Source organism: Micromonospora sp. A200 (genome assembly GCF_029893845.1).
GTDB classification, from domain to species: domain Bacteria; phylum Actinomycetota; class Actinomycetes; order Mycobacteriales; family Micromonosporaceae; genus Micromonospora; species Micromonospora purpureochromogenes.
The window spans coordinates 1-20382 of record NZ_JARXXY010000047.1; the positions used below are offsets into that span (position 1 = coordinate 1).

The 20382-nt window shown below is 74.3% G+C and carries 19 protein-coding genes; 10 read left to right on the plus strand and 9 right to left on the minus strand.

Features of this window, described 5'->3' with window-relative positions:
- Nucleotides 1-75 precede the first annotated feature (75 nt).
- Together M2302_RS29560 and M2302_RS29565 are read right to left on the minus strand one after the other, a co-directional pair.
- Complete coding sequence (locus M2302_RS29560; RefSeq protein ID WP_280841103.1) at nucleotides 76-1269, minus strand: PHB depolymerase family esterase; 1194 nt, start codon at nucleotides 1267-1269, stop codon at nucleotides 76-78.
- 156 nt (nucleotides 1270-1425) lie between these two features.
- The gene (locus M2302_RS29565) at nucleotides 1426-1815 is read right to left on the minus strand and encodes an SCO5389 family protein (RefSeq protein WP_280841104.1); all 390 of its coding nucleotides are present in this window, start codon (nucleotides 1813-1815) and stop codon (nucleotides 1426-1428) included.
- A 153-nt stretch (nucleotides 1816-1968) separates the two neighbouring features.
- On the opposite strand from M2302_RS29565, the gene M2302_RS29570 reads away from it, so the two are divergent.
- From M2302_RS29570 to M2302_RS29585, 4 genes are all read left to right on the plus strand, one after another.
- On the plus strand, nucleotides 1969-3819 hold the full coding sequence (locus tag M2302_RS29570; RefSeq protein WP_280841105.1) for a DUF2079 domain-containing protein: 1851 nt from the start codon (nucleotides 1969-1971) through the stop codon (nucleotides 3817-3819).
- Nucleotides 3820-3847: 28 nt separating this feature from the next.
- On the plus strand, nucleotides 3848-4486 hold the full coding sequence (gene lipB, locus M2302_RS29575) for a lipoyl(octanoyl) transferase LipB (RefSeq protein WP_154943993.1): 639 nt from the start codon (nucleotides 3848-3850) through the stop codon (nucleotides 4484-4486).
- Between the two features lie 5 nt (nucleotides 4487-4491).
- Nucleotides 4492-4884, plus strand: a complete 393-nt coding sequence (locus M2302_RS29580) for a VOC family protein (RefSeq protein WP_280841106.1) — start codon at nucleotides 4492-4494, stop codon at nucleotides 4882-4884.
- Nucleotides 4885-5093: 209 nt separating this feature from the next.
- Nucleotides 5094-5675, plus strand: a complete 582-nt coding sequence (locus M2302_RS29585; RefSeq protein WP_154943995.1) for a DUF664 domain-containing protein — start codon at nucleotides 5094-5096, stop codon at nucleotides 5673-5675.
- Between the two features lie 43 nt (nucleotides 5676-5718).
- Here the strand turns inward: M2302_RS29585 and M2302_RS29590 are convergent, their stop codons facing one another.
- Together M2302_RS29590 and M2302_RS29595 are read right to left on the minus strand one after the other, a co-directional pair.
- Nucleotides 5719-6477, minus strand: coding sequence for an SRPBCC domain-containing protein (locus tag M2302_RS29590; RefSeq protein ID WP_280841107.1), 759 nt, complete (start codon nucleotides 6475-6477; stop codon nucleotides 5719-5721).
- A 76-nt stretch (nucleotides 6478-6553) separates the two neighbouring features.
- Entirely contained in the window at nucleotides 6554-7159 is a 606-nt protein-coding gene (locus M2302_RS29595) for a helix-turn-helix domain-containing protein (protein ID WP_280841108.1), read from the minus strand.
- Between the two features lie 151 nt (nucleotides 7160-7310).
- Here M2302_RS29595 and M2302_RS29600 point away from each other — a divergent pair, with 151 nt between their 5' ends.
- From M2302_RS29600 to M2302_RS29610, 3 genes are read left to right on the plus strand one after another with little or no spacing between them, the layout of a single operon-like run.
- Nucleotides 7311-8021 carry an SRPBCC family protein gene (locus tag M2302_RS29600; protein WP_280841109.1) on the plus strand — a complete coding sequence of 237 codons (711 nt, stop codon included), beginning with the start codon at nucleotides 7311-7313 and terminating at the stop codon, nucleotides 8019-8021.
- Nucleotides 8018-8692, plus strand: coding sequence for a DUF4166 domain-containing protein (locus tag M2302_RS29605; protein WP_280841110.1), 675 nt, complete (start codon nucleotides 8018-8020; stop codon nucleotides 8690-8692). Before M2302_RS29600 ends, M2302_RS29605 begins: the two co-directional genes overlap by 4 nt.
- 14 nt (nucleotides 8693-8706) lie before the next feature.
- Nucleotides 8707-9330 (plus strand): TetR/AcrR family transcriptional regulator, encoded by a 624-nt coding sequence (locus M2302_RS29610; RefSeq protein WP_280841111.1) that lies wholly within the window; start codon nucleotides 8707-8709, stop codon nucleotides 9328-9330.
- A 48-nt stretch (nucleotides 9331-9378) separates the two neighbouring features.
- On the opposite strand, the gene aspS is transcribed toward M2302_RS29610, so the two are convergent.
- Nucleotides 9379-10665, minus strand: a complete 1287-nt coding sequence (gene aspS, locus M2302_RS29615) for an aspartate--tRNA(Asn) ligase (RefSeq protein ID WP_280841112.1) — start codon at nucleotides 10663-10665, stop codon at nucleotides 9379-9381.
- Between the two features lie 409 nt (nucleotides 10666-11074).
- Between aspS and lipA the strand changes: the two genes are divergently transcribed.
- Nucleotides 11075-12064, plus strand: a complete 990-nt coding sequence (lipA, locus tag M2302_RS29620; protein ID WP_088960998.1) for a lipoyl synthase — start codon at nucleotides 11075-11077, stop codon at nucleotides 12062-12064.
- A gap of 60 nt (nucleotides 12065-12124) precedes the next feature.
- Complete coding sequence (locus M2302_RS29625) at nucleotides 12125-13723, plus strand: hypothetical protein (RefSeq protein WP_280841113.1); 1599 nt, start codon at nucleotides 12125-12127, stop codon at nucleotides 13721-13723.
- Nucleotides 13724-13781: 58 nt separating this feature from the next.
- Here M2302_RS29625 and M2302_RS29630 read toward each other — a convergent pair whose 3' ends face one another.
- The 3 genes from M2302_RS29630 to M2302_RS29640 form a co-directional block, all read right to left on the minus strand.
- Complete coding sequence (locus tag M2302_RS29630) at nucleotides 13782-14660, minus strand: virginiamycin B lyase (protein WP_280841114.1); 879 nt, start codon at nucleotides 14658-14660, stop codon at nucleotides 13782-13784.
- Nucleotides 14657-15295, minus strand: a complete 639-nt coding sequence (locus M2302_RS29635; protein WP_280841115.1) for a CatB-related O-acetyltransferase — start codon at nucleotides 15293-15295, stop codon at nucleotides 14657-14659. The genes M2302_RS29630 and M2302_RS29635 overlap by 4 nt, the downstream gene beginning before the upstream one ends.
- 66 nt (nucleotides 15296-15361) lie before the next feature.
- A complete protein-coding gene (locus M2302_RS29640) occupies nucleotides 15362-16285 on the minus strand; it encodes a sigma-70 family RNA polymerase sigma factor (protein ID WP_280841116.1) in 924 nt (307 codons plus the stop codon).
- 347 nt (nucleotides 16286-16632) lie between these two features.
- On the opposite strand from M2302_RS29640, the gene M2302_RS29645 reads away from it, so the two are divergent.
- Nucleotides 16633-17277 carry a TetR family transcriptional regulator gene (locus M2302_RS29645; RefSeq protein ID WP_280841117.1) on the plus strand — a complete coding sequence of 215 codons (645 nt, stop codon included), beginning with the start codon at nucleotides 16633-16635 and terminating at the stop codon, nucleotides 17275-17277.
- Nucleotides 17278-17353: 76 nt separating this feature from the next.
- Here M2302_RS29645 and M2302_RS29650 read toward each other — a convergent pair whose 3' ends face one another.
- Nucleotides 17354-20377 (minus strand): helix-turn-helix transcriptional regulator, encoded by a 3024-nt coding sequence (locus tag M2302_RS29650; protein ID WP_280841118.1) that lies wholly within the window; start codon nucleotides 20375-20377, stop codon nucleotides 17354-17356.
- Nucleotides 20378-20382 lie beyond the last annotated feature (5 nt).

The window sequence follows — 20382 nt, forward strand, 5'->3', positions numbered from 1 at the left end:
AATCTGTTGGAGCCCCCCCGCCCCGGGGGGGGCGCGCTAAAAAACTCCAGCCCTCCACGGGGTGGGGACGGGGGGTCAGCAGCCGATGATCCAGTAGGAGGGGGCGGTCTGCTTGAGGGTGCTGGTGTTGAAGGTGTTGTAGAGGCCCATCCGCTGGTTGCTGCCGAGGGCGTAGGCGTAGCCGCCGGACTGGTAGGCGCGGCCGGCGGTCACGTGGGCGTAGTTGCTGGCGGTGACGCAGGTGGGGGCGGTGGTCGGGGTCGGTGACGCGGTCGCGGTGGGGGTGGGGGTGACGCCGCCGCCGAGGCCGAAGAAGAGGGCGTCCCGGTAGGTCGAGCAGATGGTGTCCAGGAAGTACGAGGTCGCGGTGCCGCACTGGTCGGCGGCCGAGCCGGGGTCGACCGGCGTGCCGTGGCCCATGCCGGAGACCCGGTAGAGCCGGACGGCGTCGTTGCCGTACACCTCCAGGCTGGTGCCGCCGGTCAGCGACGCGGTGCTGCTCGGGGTCTGTGACACACCGAGCACGTTGGTCCACTGGTCGCGGGACTCGGTGGCGTTCATCGGCACCACCGTGGTGTCCGAGGTGCCGTGCCAGATGGCGACCCGGGGGCGGCGGCCGGTGTAGCCGGAGTAGGCGTTGCGGACCAGGTCGCCCCAGGCCGCCGGGCTCTTGTCCACCCCGGAGTACTGGCAGGTGTTGGTCGACGCCGGCGGCGAGCAGCGGTACGGCAGCCCGGCGATGACCGAGCCGGCGGCGAAGACGTCCGGGTAGGTGGCCAGCATGACCGAGGTCATCGCCCCGCCGGCGGACAGCCCGCTGACGAAGATCCGATTGCCGTCGAGGCCGTAGTTGGTCCTGGCGTGGTCGACCATCTGCTTGATCGACAGCGCCTCGCCCTGGCCCCGGCTGATGTCCCCCTCGACGAACCAGTTGAAGCAGCTCAGCGGCTGGTTGGCGCTGGACTGCTGGGGCACGATCAGGGCGAACTTCCACTGGTCGGCGTACTTCTGCCAGCCGGAGTTGGCGAAGTAGCCGGCGGCGTTCTGGGTGCAGCCGTGCAGCAGCACCACGGCCGGCGCGTTGGCCGGCAGCCCGTCCGGGCGGTAGGCGTACATGGCGAGGTTGCCCGGGTTCGAGCCGAAGCCGGTGACCTGGGTCAGCGTGGCGGCCTGGGCGGGCACGGCGACCGCGACCAGGGCGGCCGCGGCGACGACGGCCCCGGCCAGCGCCCCGGCGAGCCGGGCGAGGACGGATGGGGAACGGTGCACGGCGACCTCCTGTTGCGGCGTGTGAACTGGGTCACCCCCGAGTTGCCGAGACGTTACGTCCGTGTTTCAGACCAGCGACATGGTCGCCGCTCACACATTCGTCGTTGCCGATGTGGCGGTCGGGGGCCCGGCAGCCCGGACCCCCGACCCGACCCCTCAGCAGTTGCGCAGCTCCGGGCTCTGGTTACGGATCTGCGCCAGCGGCGAGACGAACTGCCGGTGGGTGTCGCCGCCGACCAGCGCCGGCGGGAAGGCCGCCACCCGGTGACAGTTCTGGAAGGCCAGCGTCACGTTGAAGTGCCGCTCCAGCCCGCCCCGGATGGCGTCGCTGGCCAGCGCGCGCAGCAACTGCCCGCGCTCGACCTCCGACGGCGGCGGCACGGCGTGCTCGGCCATCCGGCCACCGCCGGCCGCGCGCGCGGCGACGTCGGCGACCACCGACCAGGCGTACGGCAGGGACCGCCGGACACAGTCGACGAACTCCTCGTCGTCCACCCGGCCGGCCTCGGCCCGCTCCAACAGGGCGGTGGGTACGTCGAGAGACATGGTGCTCCTCCGATCTGCGCACTGACGCGCGATCTGCGCGATGGCGCGACTCCTGCAATTGGAAGTCATTTCCAACAAGGAATCAAGATTCTGCGCCCGACCGGCTTTCGTGTCTGAGCGGTGCCGCCAGATCCGGTTGGTAACGTCCGCTCCGTGCCGACCTCCCCGACCCTGGCCGCCGACCAGCCGCCCGCCGCCGCACCCGCCACCGGCCAAGGTCGCCGGGCCGATCTGAGCGTGGTGCTGGCCGCCGTGGCGCTGGCCGTCTGGGTGACCAGCGGCCTCTGGCGCGACCCGAACAGCCGGGCGATCACGGTCAACTCCAGCGACCAGGCGCTCTTCGAGTGGCTGCTCGCCTTCGGCGGGCACGCGCTGACCCACGGGGAGAACCCGTTCTTCACCCACCTGGTCAACGTCCCGGACGGGGTGAACCTCGCGGTCAACACCTCGATCACCGTCTACGCGGCGGTCTTCGCCCCGCTGACGTACCTGATCGGGCCCCCGGCGACGTTCCTGGTGATCCTCACCCTCAACCTGGTCGCCACCGCGCTGGCCTGGTACTGGCTGCTCTCCCGGCACCTGGTCCGCAGCCGGCTGGCCGCCGGCGTCGGGGCGCTGTTCATCGCCTACTCCCCCGGCATGGTCTCGCACGCCAACGCGCACCTGAACTGGACCGCCGGCTGGCTGGTGCCGCTGCTGACCTGGGGGGTGTTCGCGCTGCGCCGGCCCGGGCGCTGGCTGCGCGGCGGGATCGTGCTCGGCGTGCTGGTGGCGGTCGCCTTCTCGATCGCCGCCGAGGGGCTCTTCTTCACCGCGCTGGCGCTCGCCGTCTTCCTCGCCGTCTGGGCGCTGCACCCGGCCCGGCGGGCCGAGGCGCGCGCGGCGCTGCCCACCTTCCTGCGCGGGCTCGGCGTGACCGCGCTGGTGGCCGGGGCGCTGCTGGCGTACCCGCTCTGGCTGCACTTCGCCGGGCCGCAGCGCTTCCACGGCACCGGTTTCGACGCCGTGATCCACTCCGAGGACATCGCCGCGTTCGGGGCGTACCCGCAGCGCTCGCTGGCCGGCGCGGCGGGCCTGGGCACCAACCTGGCACCCAACCCGACCGAGGAGAACTCCTTCTTCGGACTGCCGCTGCTGCTGCTCGCTGTGGCCTGCTTCGTGGCGCTGTGGCGGCGGGCCGACCCGGGCCGCCGGGCCACGCTGGCCGCGCTGGGCGTCACCGCCGCGCTCTTCTCGGTGCTCTCCTGGGGCTCGCTGGCGAAGTGGGCCGGGCGGCGCACCGACCAGCTGCTGCCGTTCGGCCTGCTGGACGGGCTGCCGGTGGTCAACGCCGCGCTGCCGTCCCGGCTGGCGCTGGTGGTCGCGCCGGTGATCGGCCTGCTGCTGGCGTACACCGTCGACCAGCTCCGGGCCGACCCGCCCCGGCGACGGCGCGTGGCGGCGGCGTGGGCTGCCGGCTTCGCGGTCGCGCTGGTGCCGCTGCTGCCCACGCCGCTGGCGACCAGCGCCCGGCCGCCGGTGCCGGAATTCATCACGGCCGGGACCTGGCGGCAGCACGTCTCGCCCGGCGGGGTGCTCACCCCGCTGCCGCTGACCCTGGACGTGACGCCGGACGGGCAGCGCTGGCAGGCGTACGCGCTGGCGCACCGGCAGGGCGAGTTCCGCATCCCGGCCGGCTTCTTCCTCGGCCCCGGCGGCCCTGACGGCCGGGGCCGGATCGGCCCGCCGCCGCGCACCTTCGACACGCTGATGGACCAGGCCGGCCGCACCGGCCTGGTGCCGATCGTCACCGAGGGCAGCATCCAGCTCTGCCTGGCCGACCTGCGGTACTGGGGCGTCGAGGCGGTGGTGCTGCCGGACGAGGTGCACGGGGCCAAGTACGACCTCGACGAGGACGCCCTGCGCCGTACCGCGACGGCCCTGCTCGGTCCCCCGCGGCGGGTCGACGACGTCTGGCTCTGGGAGGTTCCCGCCGCCCGACGCGACGAGGCTCACCCCCGGTGAGTTCCGGGTGCGGGTCTAGGCTGGTGAGGTGACCGCGACGACTTCCGGCCTGACGGCCGTCCGCGCCGGCCTGCTCGACTACCAGGCCGCCTGGGACGAACAGCGCCGCCTCCACGAGTCGGTGGTGGCGGGTGAGCGCGGCGACACCGTGCTGCTGCTGGAGCACCCGAGCGTCTACACCGCCGGCAAGCGCACCGAGCCGTGGGACCGCCCGATGGACGGCACCCCGGTCGTCGACGTGGACCGGGGCGGCAAGATCACCTGGCACGGGCCGGGCCAGCTCGTCGGCTACCCGATCCTGCGCCTGCCGGACCCGGTGGACGTGGTCGCCTACGTACGCCGCACCGAGCAGCTGCTGATCGACGTCTGCGCCGAGTTCGGGCTGGCCGCCGGCCGGGTCGAGGGGCGCAGCGGCGTCTGGGTGCCCGAGGACGACCGGGGTCCGGCCCGCAAGGTGGCCGCCATCGGCATCCGGGTGGCCCGTGGGGTGACCCTGCACGGCTTCTCGATCAACTGCGACTGCGACCTGACGTACTTCGACCGGATCGTGCCCTGCGGCATCCGGGACGCCGGGGTCACCTCGCTCACCGCCGAGCTGGGCCGACCGGTCAGCGTCGCCGACGTCCTCCCGGTGGTCGAGCGTCGCCTGCCCACCCTGCTCGGCTGAGCCGCGTGCACGTCGATCTCGTCACCGTCGTCGTCGCCGAGTACGACCCGGCGATCGCCTTCTTCACCGAGGTGCTCGGCTTCGACCTGGTCGAGGACTTTCCCTCGCTGACCACCGACGGGCGCCCCAAGCGCTGGGTCGTCGTCCGCCCGCCCGGGGCGCAGACCGGCCTGCTGCTCGCCCGCGCCGACGGCGAGCGCCAGGAGCGCGCGGTCGGCGACCAGGTCGCCGGCCGGGTCGGCTTCTTCCTCCAGGTCGACGACTTCGACGCGGTGCACCGGCGGATGGTCGACGCGGGCGTCGAGTTCGTGCGGCCGCCGCGCACCGAGCCGTACGGGCGGGTCGCCGTCTTCCGCGACATCGCCGGCAATCGCTGGGATCTGCTCGGCCCCGCGTAGGGCCTGTGTCAAAGCCCCTGGCCGGCCTGCGGCGGGCCCAGACGACGACCGCCTGCGTTGGAGATTGGTCCGGATACAACACCGGTATCCGGACCAATCTCCGCCTTGCCGGATCGCCGCCTGGACTCCGCCTCGGCTCGACGAGGACTTTGACACAGGCCCTGGACGCGCGCCGTCCGACGGTCGCACCCCCGCTCTACGGTGGTGCGATGACGGACAACGACACCCCCTGGGAGCCACCCCTCGCGGGCACCGAGGTCGCGCACCTGGTCGGCGCGCTGGACCGCCTGCGTACCACTTTCCGCTGGAAGGCCGACGACCTCGACGCGGCCGGGCTGCGGGCCCGGGTCGGCGCCTCCGCGCTGACCCTCGGCGGCCTGCTCAAGCACCTCGCCGTCGTGGAGGACCACATGTTCACCGTCCGGCTGAGCGGCGCGCCGCTGGGACCACCGTGGGACCTTGCCGCCTGGGACAGCGAGGCCTGGCCGTTCACCTCCGCCGCCGCCGACAGCCCGGACGAGCTCTACGCGCTCTGGGACGGTGCCGTCGCCCGGTCCCGCGCGCGGCTGGCGGCGGCCCTCGCCGACGGCGGGCTCGACCAGCTCGTCCACGCCTCCGCCCCCGACGGCACCCGGGCCAGCCTGCGCCGGCTCGTCTGCGACCTGATCGAGGAGTACGGCCGGCACACCGGGCACGCCGACCTGCTCCGCGAGGCGGTGGACGGGCTGACCGGTGAGGACCCGCCGCCCGGGTGGCGCCCACGAGCGGGGCAGCCGATCCCGGGCAGCTGACGCGGACGAGGCGGCCCCGGGCCCGACCTGGGCCCGACCCCGGTCAGCCGATCGGCAGCCGGGTCAGCCAGTCCTGCCAGGCCTGTTCGGCGCGGGCCGGGGCCGGGTCGGCGGCGAAGAGGTGGTGCCCGAGCACCAGGACGTTGCCCCGGTCCGTGCCGGAGTGCAGGAACCGGTAGAGCGCGTCCGAGGTCCGTACGCCGAAGTACGTCGGCAGGCCGACGAGGTCGACCACGCCGTCGACCGGCGGCAGCCCGGGCAGCTCGAGCCGGACCGGCTCACCCCCGGTGACCGGGCCGGTGAGCCCGAACGCGCCGGCCACGGCCGCCCAGACCTCATCCGGTTCGCCCGCCCCGGGCCGGAACGCCGCGACCGGGGTGCCGGCCCGGCCGGCGAAGTGCGCCAGGTACGCCGCGAGCGTCTCCAGGTACATGTCCCAACCGGTCCGCATGGCCTCGTACTCGGTCTCCCACTTGTCCCCGAGGACGCCGCTCTGCACCAGCCGCAGCACGGTGCCGCCCTGCTCGCGGCCCTCGATCAGGTACTCGATGGCCATGAAGGTGCCGTCCGGCCCCGGGTCGCTCCGGTACGCGAACCGCTTACCGGGCTCCCAGGCCGTCACGGTCGACTCGGCGACCTCACCGGCCATGGTGAACCGGGTCCGGCCGCCCTCGCGGGGCTCGACCTCGCTGCGACCCATGAACCAGGAGTCGATGCCCGGACCGGTCGCGATCGCCGCCCACACCTGCTCCGGCGTGCCGGGCAGCGCGATGTCCTTGCCGAGTTCGAACGGGTGTCCCATGGTGGTGCCTCTCTCTGTGTGGTGCGCGGAGTGGGTCGTCGAGCGGAAATTCAGCGGGCGCGGGCCGGGGTGACCGTCAGGAGTCCTCGGCGGCGCCGGTCGAAAGGTCGACGCTGGGGTGCAGGGCGAGGACCACCCGGTGCCGCCGGCCCCCGGGGGCCTGCTCGTCGTGGTACCGGCCGACCAGGGCGGCGACGGCGGCCGCCAACTCGTCGGCGAACGCGGCCCGGTCGGTCGCCGAGGCGAACCGGACGTCGGCGTCCACGGCGAAGGTGGCGACCCGCTTCCCGGCCCGGTCCGCGCCGGTGATCAGCGCGCCGACGTCCTGGACGAGCCGGGCGGCGAGCGCCAGCAGCCACCGCGCGGAGAGCCGGTCAGGCGCCTGGGCCGGGTCCGGGCGCACCGCGGCGAGGGCGGCCGGCGAGATGACGTACGACGCCGCGGTGGCGCGCATGACCCGCTCGGTCACGTTGCCCTTGCGGCGCTCCTCGACCAGCTCGATCAGGCCGTGCTGCTCCAGCGCCCGAAGGTGGTAGTTGACCTTCTGGCGGGCCAGCCCGACCCGGGCCGCGAGCATCGTCGCCGAGGCCGGCTCGGCGAGCGCGGCGAGCAGCCGGGCGCGTACCGGGTCCAGCGACGCCTCGGCGGCGGCCGGATCCTCGATCACTGCGATGTCGAACATGCCCACAGCCTCTCACCGACAATATTTCTTGTCAAGACAATGCAAGTTGTCGGTGGTGGGACGCGCCGCCACGCTCCCCCATGCGCGGGATTGAGCGTTCGCTCAAACACCGATACCGTTCGTTGAGCGACCGCTCAAAAGGGAGGCTGACGTGCGGGGCATCTACGTGGAGACACTGATCGACGCGCCGGTGGAACGGCTCTGGCAGGCGACCCAGGACCCGGCGACGCACCGCCGCTGGGACGCGCGGTTCGGCCGGATCGACCCGGTGCCGGGCAGCACCCCCGCCCGGTTCCGGTACGCCACCACCGTGCTGCCCGGCGTGCGGATCGCCGGCCACGGCACGCACGCCGGTGAGCAGCACCGCCCGGACGGCACCCGCACGTCGGCGTTGCGCTTCGGCTCCGACGACCCGCGTTCGCTGATCGCCACCGGATCCGGGTACTGGCGCTACCTGCCCGGGCCGGACGGCGTGCGGTTCCTGACCGGCTACACGTACGACCCGCGCTGGGGACTCGCCGGACGGCTGGCCGATCTCGCCTTCCGGCCGCTGTTCGGCTGGGCGACCGCGTGGTCGTTCGACCGGCTGCGGCTCTGGCTGGAACGGGGCGTACCGCCCGAGCGCGCCCGGCGGCAGGCGTGGCGGGAGGTGGCCCTGCGGGCGCTCGCGGTGGCCTGCGTCGGCGCGCTGGCAGCCCGGCTGGGCGCGGGAGGCGCGGGCCTCGCCGGCACGGTGCTCGCCACGGCGGCGGTCGCGCTGGCGGTGCCGCCCCACCCGCACACCCCGGCCGCCCGCCGGTGCCGACGCCGGCCGGCGGACCGCCTCGCCGCCCGGCCGCCGTCGCTGCTGGAGCAGCTGTGACCTCCGTCTTCCAGCGCGCCCTGGGCGCCGACTTCGACCGGCTGCACCCCCGACTGCGGCGCCGCTTCGGCGTCGACGGCCGTACCGACCTGGGCTGTGTGGGCACCGGCGTGATGGACCGGGTCTGGCGCGGCGCCGCCTTCACCGCGCCGTTCCTGCGGCTGGGCACCCTGCGGCACGTGCTGTTCCCGGAGACCGGCACCGGCGTGCCGTTCACCATCGAGAACTACGCCTACACCGACTCGTACCGCCGCCCGACGCTGACCTTCGTGCGTACCTTCGAGGTCGCCGCGCACCGCCGCCGCCGATTCGACGCCACGATGGTGTGGAGCCCTCGGCGCGGCGTCCTGGTGGACTACCTGGGCACCCACCAGCACCTCGCGGTCGACCTGCACCTCGGCGTCGACGCCGCCGGGGCGCTGACGATCCGCAGCGGCGCCCAGCGCTTCCGCGGCGGGCTGCCCTGCCCGCCGGCGCTCAGCGGCGAGGCCCACCTGCGCGAGTGGTACGACGACCGGACCGGGCGGTTCCACATCGAGGTACGGGTCACCAACCGCCGCTTCGGGCCGCTGTTCGGGTACACGGGCAGCTTCACCGTCGACTATGTGCCGCCGGACGGGGCTCCGGTGCCCGCCGCCGTGCGGCCGCTGCGAGAGAATCCCCGGGACTGACGGAGAGGATCACCATGGCCGCCACCCGGCAGAAGCTGATCGACGGGGCGCTCGCGGCGATCCGGTCCCACGGCATCGCCGGCGCCTCGGCCCGCACGATCGCCGCGGCCGCCGGGGTCAACCAGGCCCTGGTCTTCTACCACTTCGGCACCGTCGACGCGCTGCTCGCCGAGGCGTGCCGCAGCGCGACGGCGGCCCGGGTGGCGGTCTACCGGGACCGGTTCGCCGACGTCGGATCGCTGCGCGAGCTGCTCGACCTCGGGCGCGCCCTGCACGAGCAGGAACGCTCCGCGGGCAACGTGGCCGTGCTGGCCCAGCTGCTGGCCGGGGCGCAGACCGATCCGACGCTCGCGCAGGCCACGGCCGCCGCGCTCGGGCTCTGGACGGCCGAGATCGAGACGGTGCTGCGCCGGCTGCTGCGCGACTCGCCGGTCGCCCCGGTCGCCGACCCGGCCGGGCTGGCCCGCGCCATCTCCGCCGCCTTCGTCGGGCTGGAACTCTTCGAGGGCGTCGACCCGGCCGGCGCCCACGACGCGTTCGACGCCCTGGAACGCCTCGCCGTCCTCATCGAGGTCGTCGAGGACCTCGGACCGCTGGCCCGCCGCACCCTGCGCGCCAGACTCCGCCCGCACACCTGACCCCGCCCCGCCCCGGCCCGGTACGGACCGGGCCGGGGCGGGGACCCGTCAGGGGGTGAGGCGGTGCAGGTCGCGGGGGAAGGCGGTGACCTCGCGGACGTTGGCGGCGCCGGTCAGCCGGGCGACGAAGCGTTCCAGGCCGATGGCGAAGCCGCCGTGCGGGGGCATGCCGTGCCGGAACGCGTCGACGTAGCCGGCGTACGGCTCGACCGGCTCCCCGCGCGCGGCCAGCGCCGCCAGGTAGTCCTCGTAGCGGTGCAGCCGCTGCCCGCCGGTCACCAGCTCCATCCCCCGGAAGAGCAGGTCGAAGCCGTTGGAGTACGCCGGCCGCCGCGGGTCCGGGTGGGTGTAGAAGGGCCGCTTCGCCATCGGGTACCCGGTGACGAAGAGGAAGTCCGAGCCGTGCTCGGCCCGCGCCCACTCCCCCAGCGCCCGCTCGTGGGCGGGGGCGAGGTCCGGCTCGTCGGCCGGCGCGCCGGCGATCCGCAACGCCTCGGTGAAGTGCACCGCGGGGATCTCGGCCGGTACCTCGGGCAGCCCGATGCCGAGTGTCGCCACCGCCGCGCCGGCCCGGTCCGCCACGCCGGCCAGCATCCCGGCGAGGGTGGCGCGCAGCACGGCCATCACGTCCCGGTGGTCGGCGACGAAGCCCAGCTCCACGTCGAGCGAGGTGTACTGGGCCAGGTGCCGGACGGTGTCGTGCGGCTCGGCCCGGAACACCGGGCCGACCTCGTAGACCCGCTCGAAGACGCCCACCATCAGCTGCTTGTAGAACTGCGGCGACTGCGCCAGGTACGCCGGCCGGCCGAACCAGTCCAGCGCGAAGACGTTCGCCCCGCTCTCGGTGGACGAGCCCACCACCTTCGGGGTGTGGATCTCCACGAAGTCACGGGCGTCGAGGGTGGCCCGGAACCCGGCCACCGCCGCCGCCGAGATCCGCAGCGCCGCCGAGCGGGTCGGGTGCCGCAGCGCGGTGGGCGCGTGGTCGAGCTGGGTGGGCAGGGTCGCGGTCAGCGTCGGCCGGTACAGGTCGAACGGCGGCGGCACGGCGGCCGGGCCGAGTGGTCGTACCGTCGGGTCGGTCAGCTCGACCCCGGCGGGCGCCGTCGGGTTCGCCACCACCGTGGCGGTGACCTCGACGACCGTCTCCTCGGTGAGCTTCTCCAGCGTGGCACGGACGGCCGGGTCGGTGACCACGACCTGGCTCAGGCCGGCGGCGTCCCGCACGATCAGGAAGGCCACCGACTTGAGCAGTCGGCGGCGGTGGACCCAGCCGGCGATCCGGACGGTCTCGCCCACCTGGGCGGGGAGCTGGGTGGAGAGGATGCGTTGCACGGTGGTACCTCCTCGATCGATCGCAACGCGATCCCAGGGAGGTGTGGGCGAGCGGGAACCTCGCGGTGCCACCACACCTTCGCCCCCGCGGGCGGGGGCCTCGTTCGTCGCCTTTTCACCGGGGCCGGCCGGGCGGGCTCTACTGGGCGCGAACGCCGTTCTTCCCGCAGCTCAGGAAGGTCTTCGCGCCCCGGCGCCAGACCGCCTTCCAGCATCCGGCGGCTCTCTGCACTGGCGGGTCGGGGCCCTACTCGGCTCCGTCACAGCTCTGCGGCAGACGCTAGCACCACTCCCGGGACCGGTGTGACGTGGTTTTTCGGCCCCCGGTGTCCGGTGTCACAACATCTGCGGCGTGACGCCGGTCGCCCGCGGTTCATCGACCGCCACCGCCGGGCGTAGTCTCGGTTTCGTGACGATCGAGCACTCCACGCCGACGACCGAGCAGGCCGGCCGCACCGCGACTGCCGCACCTGAGGGGCGGCGGCTGCTGCGCATCGAGGCCCGCAACGCCGAGACGCCGATCGAGCGCAAGCCGCCGTGGATCAAGGTCAAGGCCAAGATGGGCCCGGAGTACACCCAGCTGCGCGGCCTGGTCTCGCGCGAGGGGCTGCACACCGTCTGCCAGGAGGCCGGCTGCCCCAACATCTACGAGTGCTGGGAGGACCGCGAGGCCACCTTCCTCATCGGCGGTGACCAGTGCACCCGGCGCTGCGACTTCTGCCAGATCGACACGGGCAAGCCGGCCGAGTTCGACGCCGACGAGCCGCGTCGGGTCGCCGAGTCGGTCGCCGCGATGGGGCTGCGCTACGCCACCATCACCGGCGTCGCCCGCGACGACCTGCCCGACGGCGGGGCCTGGCTCTACGCCGAGACGGTCCGGCAGATCCACGCCCTGCAGTCCGGCTGCGGCGTCGAGCTGCTGATCCCCGACTTCAACGCGGTCCCCGAGCAGCTCGCCGAGGTGTTCAGCTCCCGCCCCGAGGTGCTGGCGCACAACGTCGAGACGGTGCCGCGGATCTTCAAGCGGATCCGGCCGGCGTTCCGCTACGAGCGCTCGCTGGACGTGATCCGCCAGGCCCGCGCCGACGGCCTGGTCACCAAGAGCAACCTGATCCTGGGCATGGGCGAGGAGCGGGCCGAGGTCTCCCAGGCGCTGCGCGACCTGCACGAGGCGGGCTGCGAGCTGATCACCATCACCCAGTACCTGCGCCCCTCCCCCCGGCACCACCCGGTCACCCGCTGGGTCAAGCCGGAGGAGTTCGTCGAGCTGCGCGAGGAGGCCGAGGAGATCGGCTTCGCCGGCGTGATGAGCGGGCCGCTGGTGCGCTCGTCGTACCGGGCCGGGCGGCTCTACAAGCAGGCGCTGGAGGCCCGCGAGGGCGTCACCGCCGCTGGCTGAGGCCGGCCGACGGCCGCGTCACCGGCCGCCGGCCCCGGTCCGGATGCCATGATCGCAGGCATGACCACCGGGGTACGCCAGGCGGCGCGCGACGACACCCGCCCGCGCGCGCCCCGATGGCCCGCGCCGGTGGCGCTCGCCCTGCTGGTCGGCCTGGCCGGGGTGGGGTACCGGCTCGCGTTGCTGCTCGGGGACACCCCGCGCACCAACAGCGACGAGGCGACCATGGGGCTCGCCGCGCTGCACATCGCCCGGGGCGAGGACTTCCCGGTCTTCTTCTACGGGCAGGCGTACATGGGTGCGCTGGAGGCGTACCTGGCCGCGCCGCTGGTCGCGCTGGCCGGGCCCTCCGTGCTCGCGCTGCGGCTGCCGCTGCTCGCCCTGTACGCGCTCTTCCTGCTGCTGAGCTGGCGGCTGACCCGCCGCCTCGGCGGGGACCGCTGGTTCGCGCTGCTGGTGGTCGGGCTGCTGGCGCTGGGCGCGGACCGGATCGTCAAGAACCAGCTCATCGCCGGGGGCGGCTATCCCGAGCTGAACCCGATCGGGGCGGGCCTTGCCCTGCTGACCCTCGACCTGGTCGCCGGACGGCCGGCGGGACGCCGGTGGCGCTTCGCCGGCTTCGGCTGCCTCGCCGGGCTGATCGTCTGGGTCGACCCGCTGCTGCTGCCGTACGTGCTGGCGCTCGGGGCGGTGCTCGTCACGATGACCGGACGGGACCTGCGCGGGCGCCACGGCGTCCTGCTGGCCGGGGCCGCGCTGGTGGGGGCGGCGCCACTGCTCGGGTACGGCCTGGCGCACGGCCACAACCCGCTCGCCGCGGCCGTCACGGCCGGCGGCGGGGACGCGGTGGCGAGCTGGGCGGACCGGCTGCACGGCGGGCTGGTGCTCGGGCCGGCGCTGGGCATGGGCCTCTGCTCCCCGGGGCACTGCGCGACCTGGCAGCTCTGGTGGGCGCTCGCCCTGCCGGTGCTGCTGGTGCTGGCGGGGCTGTCGGCCTGGCGGACGGTGCGCGTCGACGGCGTGCGGGCGGTGCGGGCTGACGACGGTCGGGCGGTGCGGGCCGGCGCGGCGGTCCGGCTCGCGCTGCTGGCCGGGGCGGTGGGCACGCTGGCGGCGTACACGGTGAGCAGCGCCGCCGGGCGGACCCCGGTGGAGAGTTCCCGCTACCTGTCCTGCCTGGCCATTTCGCTCCCGGCGCTGCTCTGGCCGCTGTGGACCGTGGCGCGGCGACGCGGTCGGGTCGACCTCCCGCGACTCGCGGCCGTCGGCGCGCTGGTCGCTCTGCTCGGCACCGCCACGGTCGCCACCGCGGGCGCGCTGGCCACCGTGCCCACGAACCGGGCGGAGGCGCAGCGGCACCGCGCGCTGGTGGAAGCGCTGCGCGAGCGGGGCGTCCGCCACGTGTACGGCGAGTACTGGACCTGCAACCGGCTCACCTACGCCACCGGCGAGGGGATCGTCTGCGCGGTGCTCGACGAGACGCTGCGCCCCGGCTTCGACCGGCTGCCCGCCTACCCCCGCGCGGTCCGCGAGTCACCGGCCCCGGCCTACGTCGCCCCGGTCGGCTCCCCCCTCGCCCGCGGCCTCGACCGCTCCCCACCCCCGGCACGGCAGGTGACGACGGTGGACGGCTGGCGCATCTGGCTCCCCCACCCCTGACGACCCTGATCGTGCTGGCCGTGCTGCGTCATGAACGTGACGGGCAATGATCTCCTGATCAGGCAGTGATGCGGGCGAGGGCTCCGGTCTCCAGCGCGGTCCACAGGGCACCGTCCGGGCCGAGGGTGATGCCGTGCGGCTCCGAGCCGGGCGTGGGCAGGTCGTGCACCTCGATGACGCCGTCGGTGGTGATGGAGCCGACGCGGTTGCCGCCCCATTCGGTGAACCACAGGACGCCGTCGCGGCCCGGAGTGATGGCGTGCGGCCGGCCGGCACGGTCAGGCAGCGGGAACTCCGTGATCCCGCCATCTGGAGTGATCCGCCCGATCTGCCCGGCGGCGATTTCGACGAACCAGACGGCGCCGTCGTGTCCCGTGGTGATCCCGACCGGCGCGGCGGCCTCGGTCGGCAGCGGACGAACGGTGATCGCACCGTCGGGGCCGATCCGGCCGATCGCGTTGGCCTGGTTCATGGTGAACCACATTCCGCCATCGGCTCCGGCGGTGATCGCGGACGGGAACGCGCCGGTGGCCGGCAGCGGGAACTCGGTGACCTGGCCATCGATGGTGATGCGGCCGATCCGGTCGGCTGCGGTCTCGGTGAACCACAACGCGCCGTCGGGTCCGGCGGCGATGCCGAACGGCCCGCACTGCGGTGTCGGCAGCGGGAACTCGGCGAGGGTGCCGTCGATGGTGATCCGGCCGATGCGGTGCGCCTGGTACTCGGTGAACCACAGCGCACCGTCCGGACCAGACGTGATGATCGTCGGTCCGCACGCCGGGTCGAGCTGGTGGGTCTCCGGTTCGCCGCCGGGCACCAGCCGACCGATCCGCCCACTGCCGACCAGCGTGTACCACAGCGCACCGTCCGTCCCGGTGGTGATCGCGTACGGCCCCCCGTCGGCCACCGCGTACTGCGCGATCGATACCTGGCTCATGCGACCTCCAGTCCGTGTTCGGCGGCGATGCGGGCGATGTCGGCCGGGGCGCCGGCCATGATGGTGCGCGCGTGTTCGGTGACGAGGTCGGCGGGCCAGTCCCACCAGGCGGCGCGGCGGAGCCGTTCGACGTCGGCGTCATCGAACCGCTGGCGGATCGGGCGGGCCGGGTTGCCACCGACGATGGTGTACGGCGGCACATCGGCGCTGACCACCGCACCGGTGGCGATGATGGCGCCGTCGCCGATCCGCACGCCGGGCAGCACGGTGGCCTGGTAGCCGAACCACACGTCGTTGCCGACGACGGTGTCGCCGCGGCTGGGCATGCCGGTGACGATGTCCAGCGTCCGCTCGGCCCAGTCACCGCCGAACATGGTGAACGGGAAGGTGGACACCCCCATCGTGGGGTGTTCGGCGCCGGCCATCAGGAACCGGGTGCCGGCGGCGATCGCGCAGTACTTGCCGATGATCAGCCGTTCCGGCCCGTAGCCGTAGAGCACGTTGCGGTGCTCGAACCCGGTCGCGCCGTCGGGATCGTCGTAGTACGTGTACTCACCGACGACGATTTTCGGCGAGGTGACCAAGGGTTTGAGGAACACCACGCGGTCGAAGGCGGGGAGCGGGTGGACGGTCATGGGATCAGGTGTCAAGGGATGTCCTCGGGGTGAGATGGGTGCCGTGCGTCCGGCGCGGGCGGTGCATCACGCGTGCAGGTCGGCCAGCATGCGGGCCCGGGTGGGATGGCGCAGTTTTCGCATTGCCTGGCTTTCGATCTGGCGGATGCGTTCCCGGGTCAGCCCGTGCTTCCTGCCGATCTGGTCCAGGGTCTGGGGTCGGTCGTCGTCCAGGCCGTATCGCTGGCAGATCACGGCCGCTTCCCGCTCGGACAGGGTGGCCAGCACGGCGTTCAGGTAGCGGCGCCGCCACCCGGCCGCGACCGTGGCGGCGGGGTCGGGCCCGTCGTCGGGGATGAGGTCGCGCAGCTCGGTGCCGGCGTCCGCGCCGACCGGGGTGTCCAGCGACACCGGTTCGCGGTCGTGGCGCAGCAGTAGTTCCACCCTGTCCACGGACAGGTCCAGACGCGCCGCGATCTCGCCGGGCGTGGGATCCCGGTCGAACTCCTGCGCCATCGCGCGGCGGGTGCGGTTGACCCGGTTCAGCTCCTCGACCAGGTGGACGGGAAGCCGGATGGTGCGGCCCTGGTCGGCCAGGGCACGCCCGATCGCCTGCCTGATCCACCAGGTGGCGTAGGTGGAGAACTTCAACCCACGCCGGTGGTCGAACTTCTCCACCGCGCGCATCATCCCGATATTGCCCTCCTGAATCAGGTCGAGCAGGGGCAGCCGCCCGGCCACGGCGTACCGCTTGGCGATCGAAACGACCAACCGGAGGTTGGCCTCGGCCATGTGCTGCTTGGCGCACTGTCCGTCCGCCGCGCGCCGCCGCAGTTCGGCGCGCTGGGCGGAGCCGAGCCGGTCGCCGCCGGCGTCGAGTCGCTGCTGGGCGATGGCTCCGGCTTCGACGCGTTCCCCCAGGCGAACCTCCTGCTCCGCGGTCAGCAGCGGCCTACGGCCGATCGTCTTGAGGTAGTCGGCCACCGCATCGGTGGTGGGGCCAGCGGGCACGGCGCGCGTAGTGGCAGGCAAGAAGCGGTGTCCTTCCGGATCGGCGACTGGAGTTGGTCGGGACGGTCGGTCAGCGGCGGCCGGGGATCCGGCGCGGGCGGTGCCGGGAAACCGGCAGTGCGGTGCGCTGCCGGATCGCGGCGATCCGGTGGTCGGTACGCGACTGCCGCCCCCCGGGCCCGGCGCCGCCAGGTCCGGTAGCGGTGCTGGTGCGGACGGTGCGGACGTTGTCTGGCATTGGTGGTGGTCCCTTCCGAGCTGGCCGTTCCCCTGCAGACCTAAACTTAGGTCCGACCTATAGGTATGTCAAGTAAAAGTTTTGGTCCATGCCATGTATAGTCGGCGGCATGACCACCCCGCCCACCGGCCTCCGAGCCCTCAAGAAGCAGCAGACCAGGGAAAACATCTCCAACCAGGCCACCCGACTGTTCCTCGAACGCGGCTTCGACAACGTGACGATCGCCGACGTGGCGGCCGCAGCCCAGGTCGCCAAGATGACCGTCACCAACTACTTCCCCCGCAAGGAAGACCTGGCCCTGGACATGCACGATGTCTTTGTCCAGCAGCTCGCCACGACCGTCCGCGAACGCCAACCGGGCGAGTCGGCGCTCACCGCGCTGCGCCGCGCCTACCTGACCGCGGTGGCGGCGCACGACCCGGTCATCGGGTTCTCCGGCCCCCGGTTCGCCCGCATGATCACCGACAGCCCGGCGCTGGTGGCCCGCCTTCGGGAGTTCCACGACGACCGGGAGAAGGCCCTCGCCGCCGCCCTGACCGAGGCAACCGACGCCCCGCACGACGACATCACCCCTCGCGTCGCCGCCACCCAACTGGCCGGCGTCCACCGGCTGCTGTTCGAGGAAACCATGCGCCGCACCCTTGCCGGTCACCACAACGACGACATCGCCCAGGCCATCACCCGTTACGCGCACATCGCCTTCGACGCCCTCGAACCCTCACTCGCCGGCTACGCCACCCGCTCAGCCCCGTAGCCGCTCCGTGTCACGCCGGCACGACCAGGCTGGCGGGGGGTCGGCGGCCATTCGATGTGTTGCCGCCGCGGATGGGTCAGCGTGGGGGGTCCAGGAGGTTGAGGCGGTGGGCGAGGGCGGCGGCTTCGACCCGGTTGGTGACGTCCAGCTTGGCGATGATCCGTGAGACGTGCACGCTCGCGGTCTTCGGCGAGATGAAGAGCTGCTCGGCGATCCGGCTGTTGCTGTGCCCCTCGGCGACCAGCCGCAGCACCTCCTGTTCGCGGGAGGTGAGCAGGTCCGCGCCGGGGCGGCCCCGGCTCGCCCCGCGCAAACCGACCCGGCGGGCCAGGGTGGCGGCCTGCTCGGCCAGCGGGGTCGCGCCCAACCGCTGGGCGATCCCGGCGGCCTCCGCCACCGCCTCGGCGACCTCGTCCCGCTCCCCCGCCGACGCGGCCGCCTCGGCCAGCGCCAGCAGGGCCCGCCCCAGCGGGTACGGCTGGCCGCCGACCCGCCACGCCCGCACCGCCGTACGCCAGGCGGGCAGCGCGCGACCGCCGGCCGTCAGCAGCGCGGCGACCTGGGCCGCGTGGGCCTGCTCGGCGGGCTGCCGGACGGGCAGCTCGGCGGCGAGCGCGGTGACCGCCGCGGCCAGCTCCCGGTCCTCGACCCGGGCGGCGGTACGGGCGGCGGCGCTGAGCACCGGCCACCCCTCGCGGGGCAGGTGCGGCAGGCGGTCGTCGGCCAGCGCGGCGCGGGCCGCCCGGACGGCCTCGACCTTGTCGTCGGCCGCCAGCGCCGCCTCGATCCGCAGTTCGTGCAGGGGCAGCCGGTGGTTCGGCCACAGGTACGGCCGGGCGAGGAAGCCCAACGCGCGGCCGACCAGCTCGTCGGCGGCGGGGTGGGCCCGGGCCAGCCGCAGCCCGGCGCGCAGTTGGAGCCAGTGCAGGCCGGAGACGCCGGGCGGGTCGATCCGGGCCGCGTCGGCGCAGGCCGCGTCGGCCTCGTCCCAGCGGCCCAGGGCGAGCAGCGCCTCGGCCTGGTTGGACAGCAGGTACGCCCCGGTGGAGCGGCTGATGCCGACCCGTCGCGCCTCGCTCACCCCGGCGGCGGCCGCGTCGGCGGACTCGGCGTAACGGCCCAGCTCGAAGAGCACGTCGGAGAGGTGGACCAACGCGCTGACCAGCGCCGGGGCGTTGCCGGCGGCGCGGGCCAGCGCCTCGGCCCGGCGCAGCTCGGCCAGGCCGAGGTCCGGGGCCCGGTCGGTGCGGCAGAGCATGGCGATCCGGGTGGGCAGCAGGGCGAGGTCCTCGCCGACCGCCGCGCCGACCGTGCGCGCCTCGGCGGCGACGGCCGCGGCCAGCTGCGGATCGATCTTCACCAGGTGCGCGGCGATGTCGGCGAGGAGTCGGACCCGCTCCGGTCCGTCCGGCACCCCGCCCGCCAGCCGGTACGCCTCGCGCAGCTCGGCGCTGCCGTCGCTCTTGCCGAGCAGGGCGAGCAGCCGGCCCCGCTGGTCCAGCAGCCGGGCGGCGCGCAGCGGCGCGGCGTCGGCGTCCACCTCGGCCAGCGCGGCCCGGGTGAGGGTGAGCGCGCGGCTGTAGTCGCCGGCCGTGGTGGCGGCGTCCAGGGTCTCCTCCAGCACCGCGAGGTGGTCCATCCCGAGCCGGTCGGCGGCGTCGGGCACCAGCTCCCACAGTTCCAGCACCCGTTCCAGCAGCCGGCTCTGCTCCGCGTACGCGTACCGGTCGGCGGCGGCGCAGGCCGCCGCGCGGGCGGTGACCAGGGCGCGGGGGTGGTCGTGGGCGGCGTACCAGTGGTGGGCCAGCTCGGCCGGGGCGCGGCCGGCGGCGACCAGGTGCGGCTGCGCCTCGATGGCGGCGGCGTACCGGGCGTGCAGTCGGGCGTGCTCGCCGGGCAGCAGTTCGTCGTGGACGGCCTCGCGGACCAGGGCGTGCCGGAACTCGTAGTCGCCGTCCGGGTCGGCGACGACCAGTTGGGCGGCGACGGCGGCGCGCAGCGCGTCCTCCAGCTCGGGCTCGGGCAGGCCGGCGACCTCGGCGAGGAGCTGGTGCGCGAAGCGGGTACCGCCGGCGGCGGCGATCCGCAGCACCCGCTGCGCGGCGTCGGGGAGCCGGTCGACCCGGGCCAGCAGCAGGTCGCGCAGGGTCTCCGGCAGGGTGGCGCAGCCGACCGGGTCGCCGGCCGCGGCCAGCTCCTCGATGAAGAACGGGTTGCCCTGGGTACGTTCGTGGACGTCGTCGACGGCGCGGGCGGCCGGCTCGGCGCCGAGGATGTCGGCGAGGATCGCGGCGGTGCCGTCCCGGTCGAGGCGGCCCAGCTCGATCCGCTCGACGCTGCGGGCCCGGTCCAGCTCGGCCAGGAACGGCCGCAGCGGGTGACCCCGGTGCAGCTCGTCGGTGCGGTAGGTGCAGACCAGCAGCAACCGGGCGGTGCGGGCGGCCCGGACCAGGAAGCCGATCAGGTCGCGGGTGGACCGGTCGGCCCAGTGCAGGTCCTCGATCACCAGCACCAGCGGCTGGTCGGCGGCGAGCCGGTGGAACAGCTCCCCGACCAGGTCGAACAGGTAGCCCCGGGGGGCGTCGGAGAGGGCCGGCCCGGCCGGCACGGCGACGGCGGCCGGTCCCCGGCCCAGCTCGGGCAGCAGGCGGGCGAACTCCGGCTCGTACCCGTCGAAGACGCCGGGACCGTCGCGGCGCAGCACCTCGCGCAGTGCGGCGGCGAACGGCGCGAAGGGCAGGCCGGCCTCGCCCAGCTCCAGGCACTGGCCCACCAGCAGCCGGGCGCCGGCGGCGCCGGCCAGCGCGCCGAACTCCTCCAGCAGCCGGGTCTTGCCGACGCCGGCCTCGCCGCCGACCAGGACGGTGGTGGGTTCCCCGGCCCGGGCGCGGGCCAGGGCGGTGCGCAGCGACCCGACCTCGCCCTGGCGGCCGACGAGGACGGTGCTGGCGGCGCGTACGGTCACGGCACCGAGCATGCCACGCCCGCCACCGGCACCGGCCCCACCGACCGGGCGGTCCGCGACCGCCACCCCGGTGGGGCCGGTGGTCGCCGCCACCCCGGTGGGGCCGGTGCTCGCCGCCGCAGCGGCGGTGGCCACGGTCG

What these genes read in the sequence shown, in the direction of transcription:
- M2302_RS29635 (WP_280841115.1), bottom strand. Translation starts at nt 15,295, where the DNA reads ATGACCGTCCACCCGCTCCCCGCCTTCGACCGCGTGGTGTTCCTCAAA.
- M2302_RS29595 (WP_280841108.1), bottom strand. Translation starts at nt 7,159, where the DNA reads ATGTTCGACATCGCAGTGATCGAGGATCCGGCCGCCGCCGAGGCGTCG.
- M2302_RS29585 (WP_154943995.1), top strand. Translation starts at nt 5,094, where the DNA reads ATGACGGACAACGACACCCCCTGGGAGCCACCCCTCGCGGGCACCGAG.
- M2302_RS29565 (WP_280841104.1), bottom strand. Translation starts at nt 1,815, where the DNA reads ATGTCTCTCGACGTACCCACCGCCCTGTTGGAGCGGGCCGAGGCCGGC.
- M2302_RS29610 (WP_280841111.1), top strand. Translation starts at nt 8,707, where the DNA reads ATGGCCGCCACCCGGCAGAAGCTGATCGACGGGGCGCTCGCGGCGATC.
- M2302_RS29630 (WP_280841114.1), bottom strand. Translation starts at nt 14,660, where the DNA reads ATGAGCCAGGTATCGATCGCGCAGTACGCGGTGGCCGACGGGGGGCCG.
- M2302_RS29645 (WP_280841117.1), top strand. Translation starts at nt 16,633, where the DNA reads ATGACCACCCCGCCCACCGGCCTCCGAGCCCTCAAGAAGCAGCAGACC.
- M2302_RS29590 (WP_280841107.1), bottom strand. Translation starts at nt 6,477, where the DNA reads ATGGGACACCCGTTCGAACTCGGCAAGGACATCGCGCTGCCCGGCACG.
- M2302_RS29625 (WP_280841113.1), top strand. Translation starts at nt 12,125, where the DNA reads ATGACCACCGGGGTACGCCAGGCGGCGCGCGACGACACCCGCCCGCGC.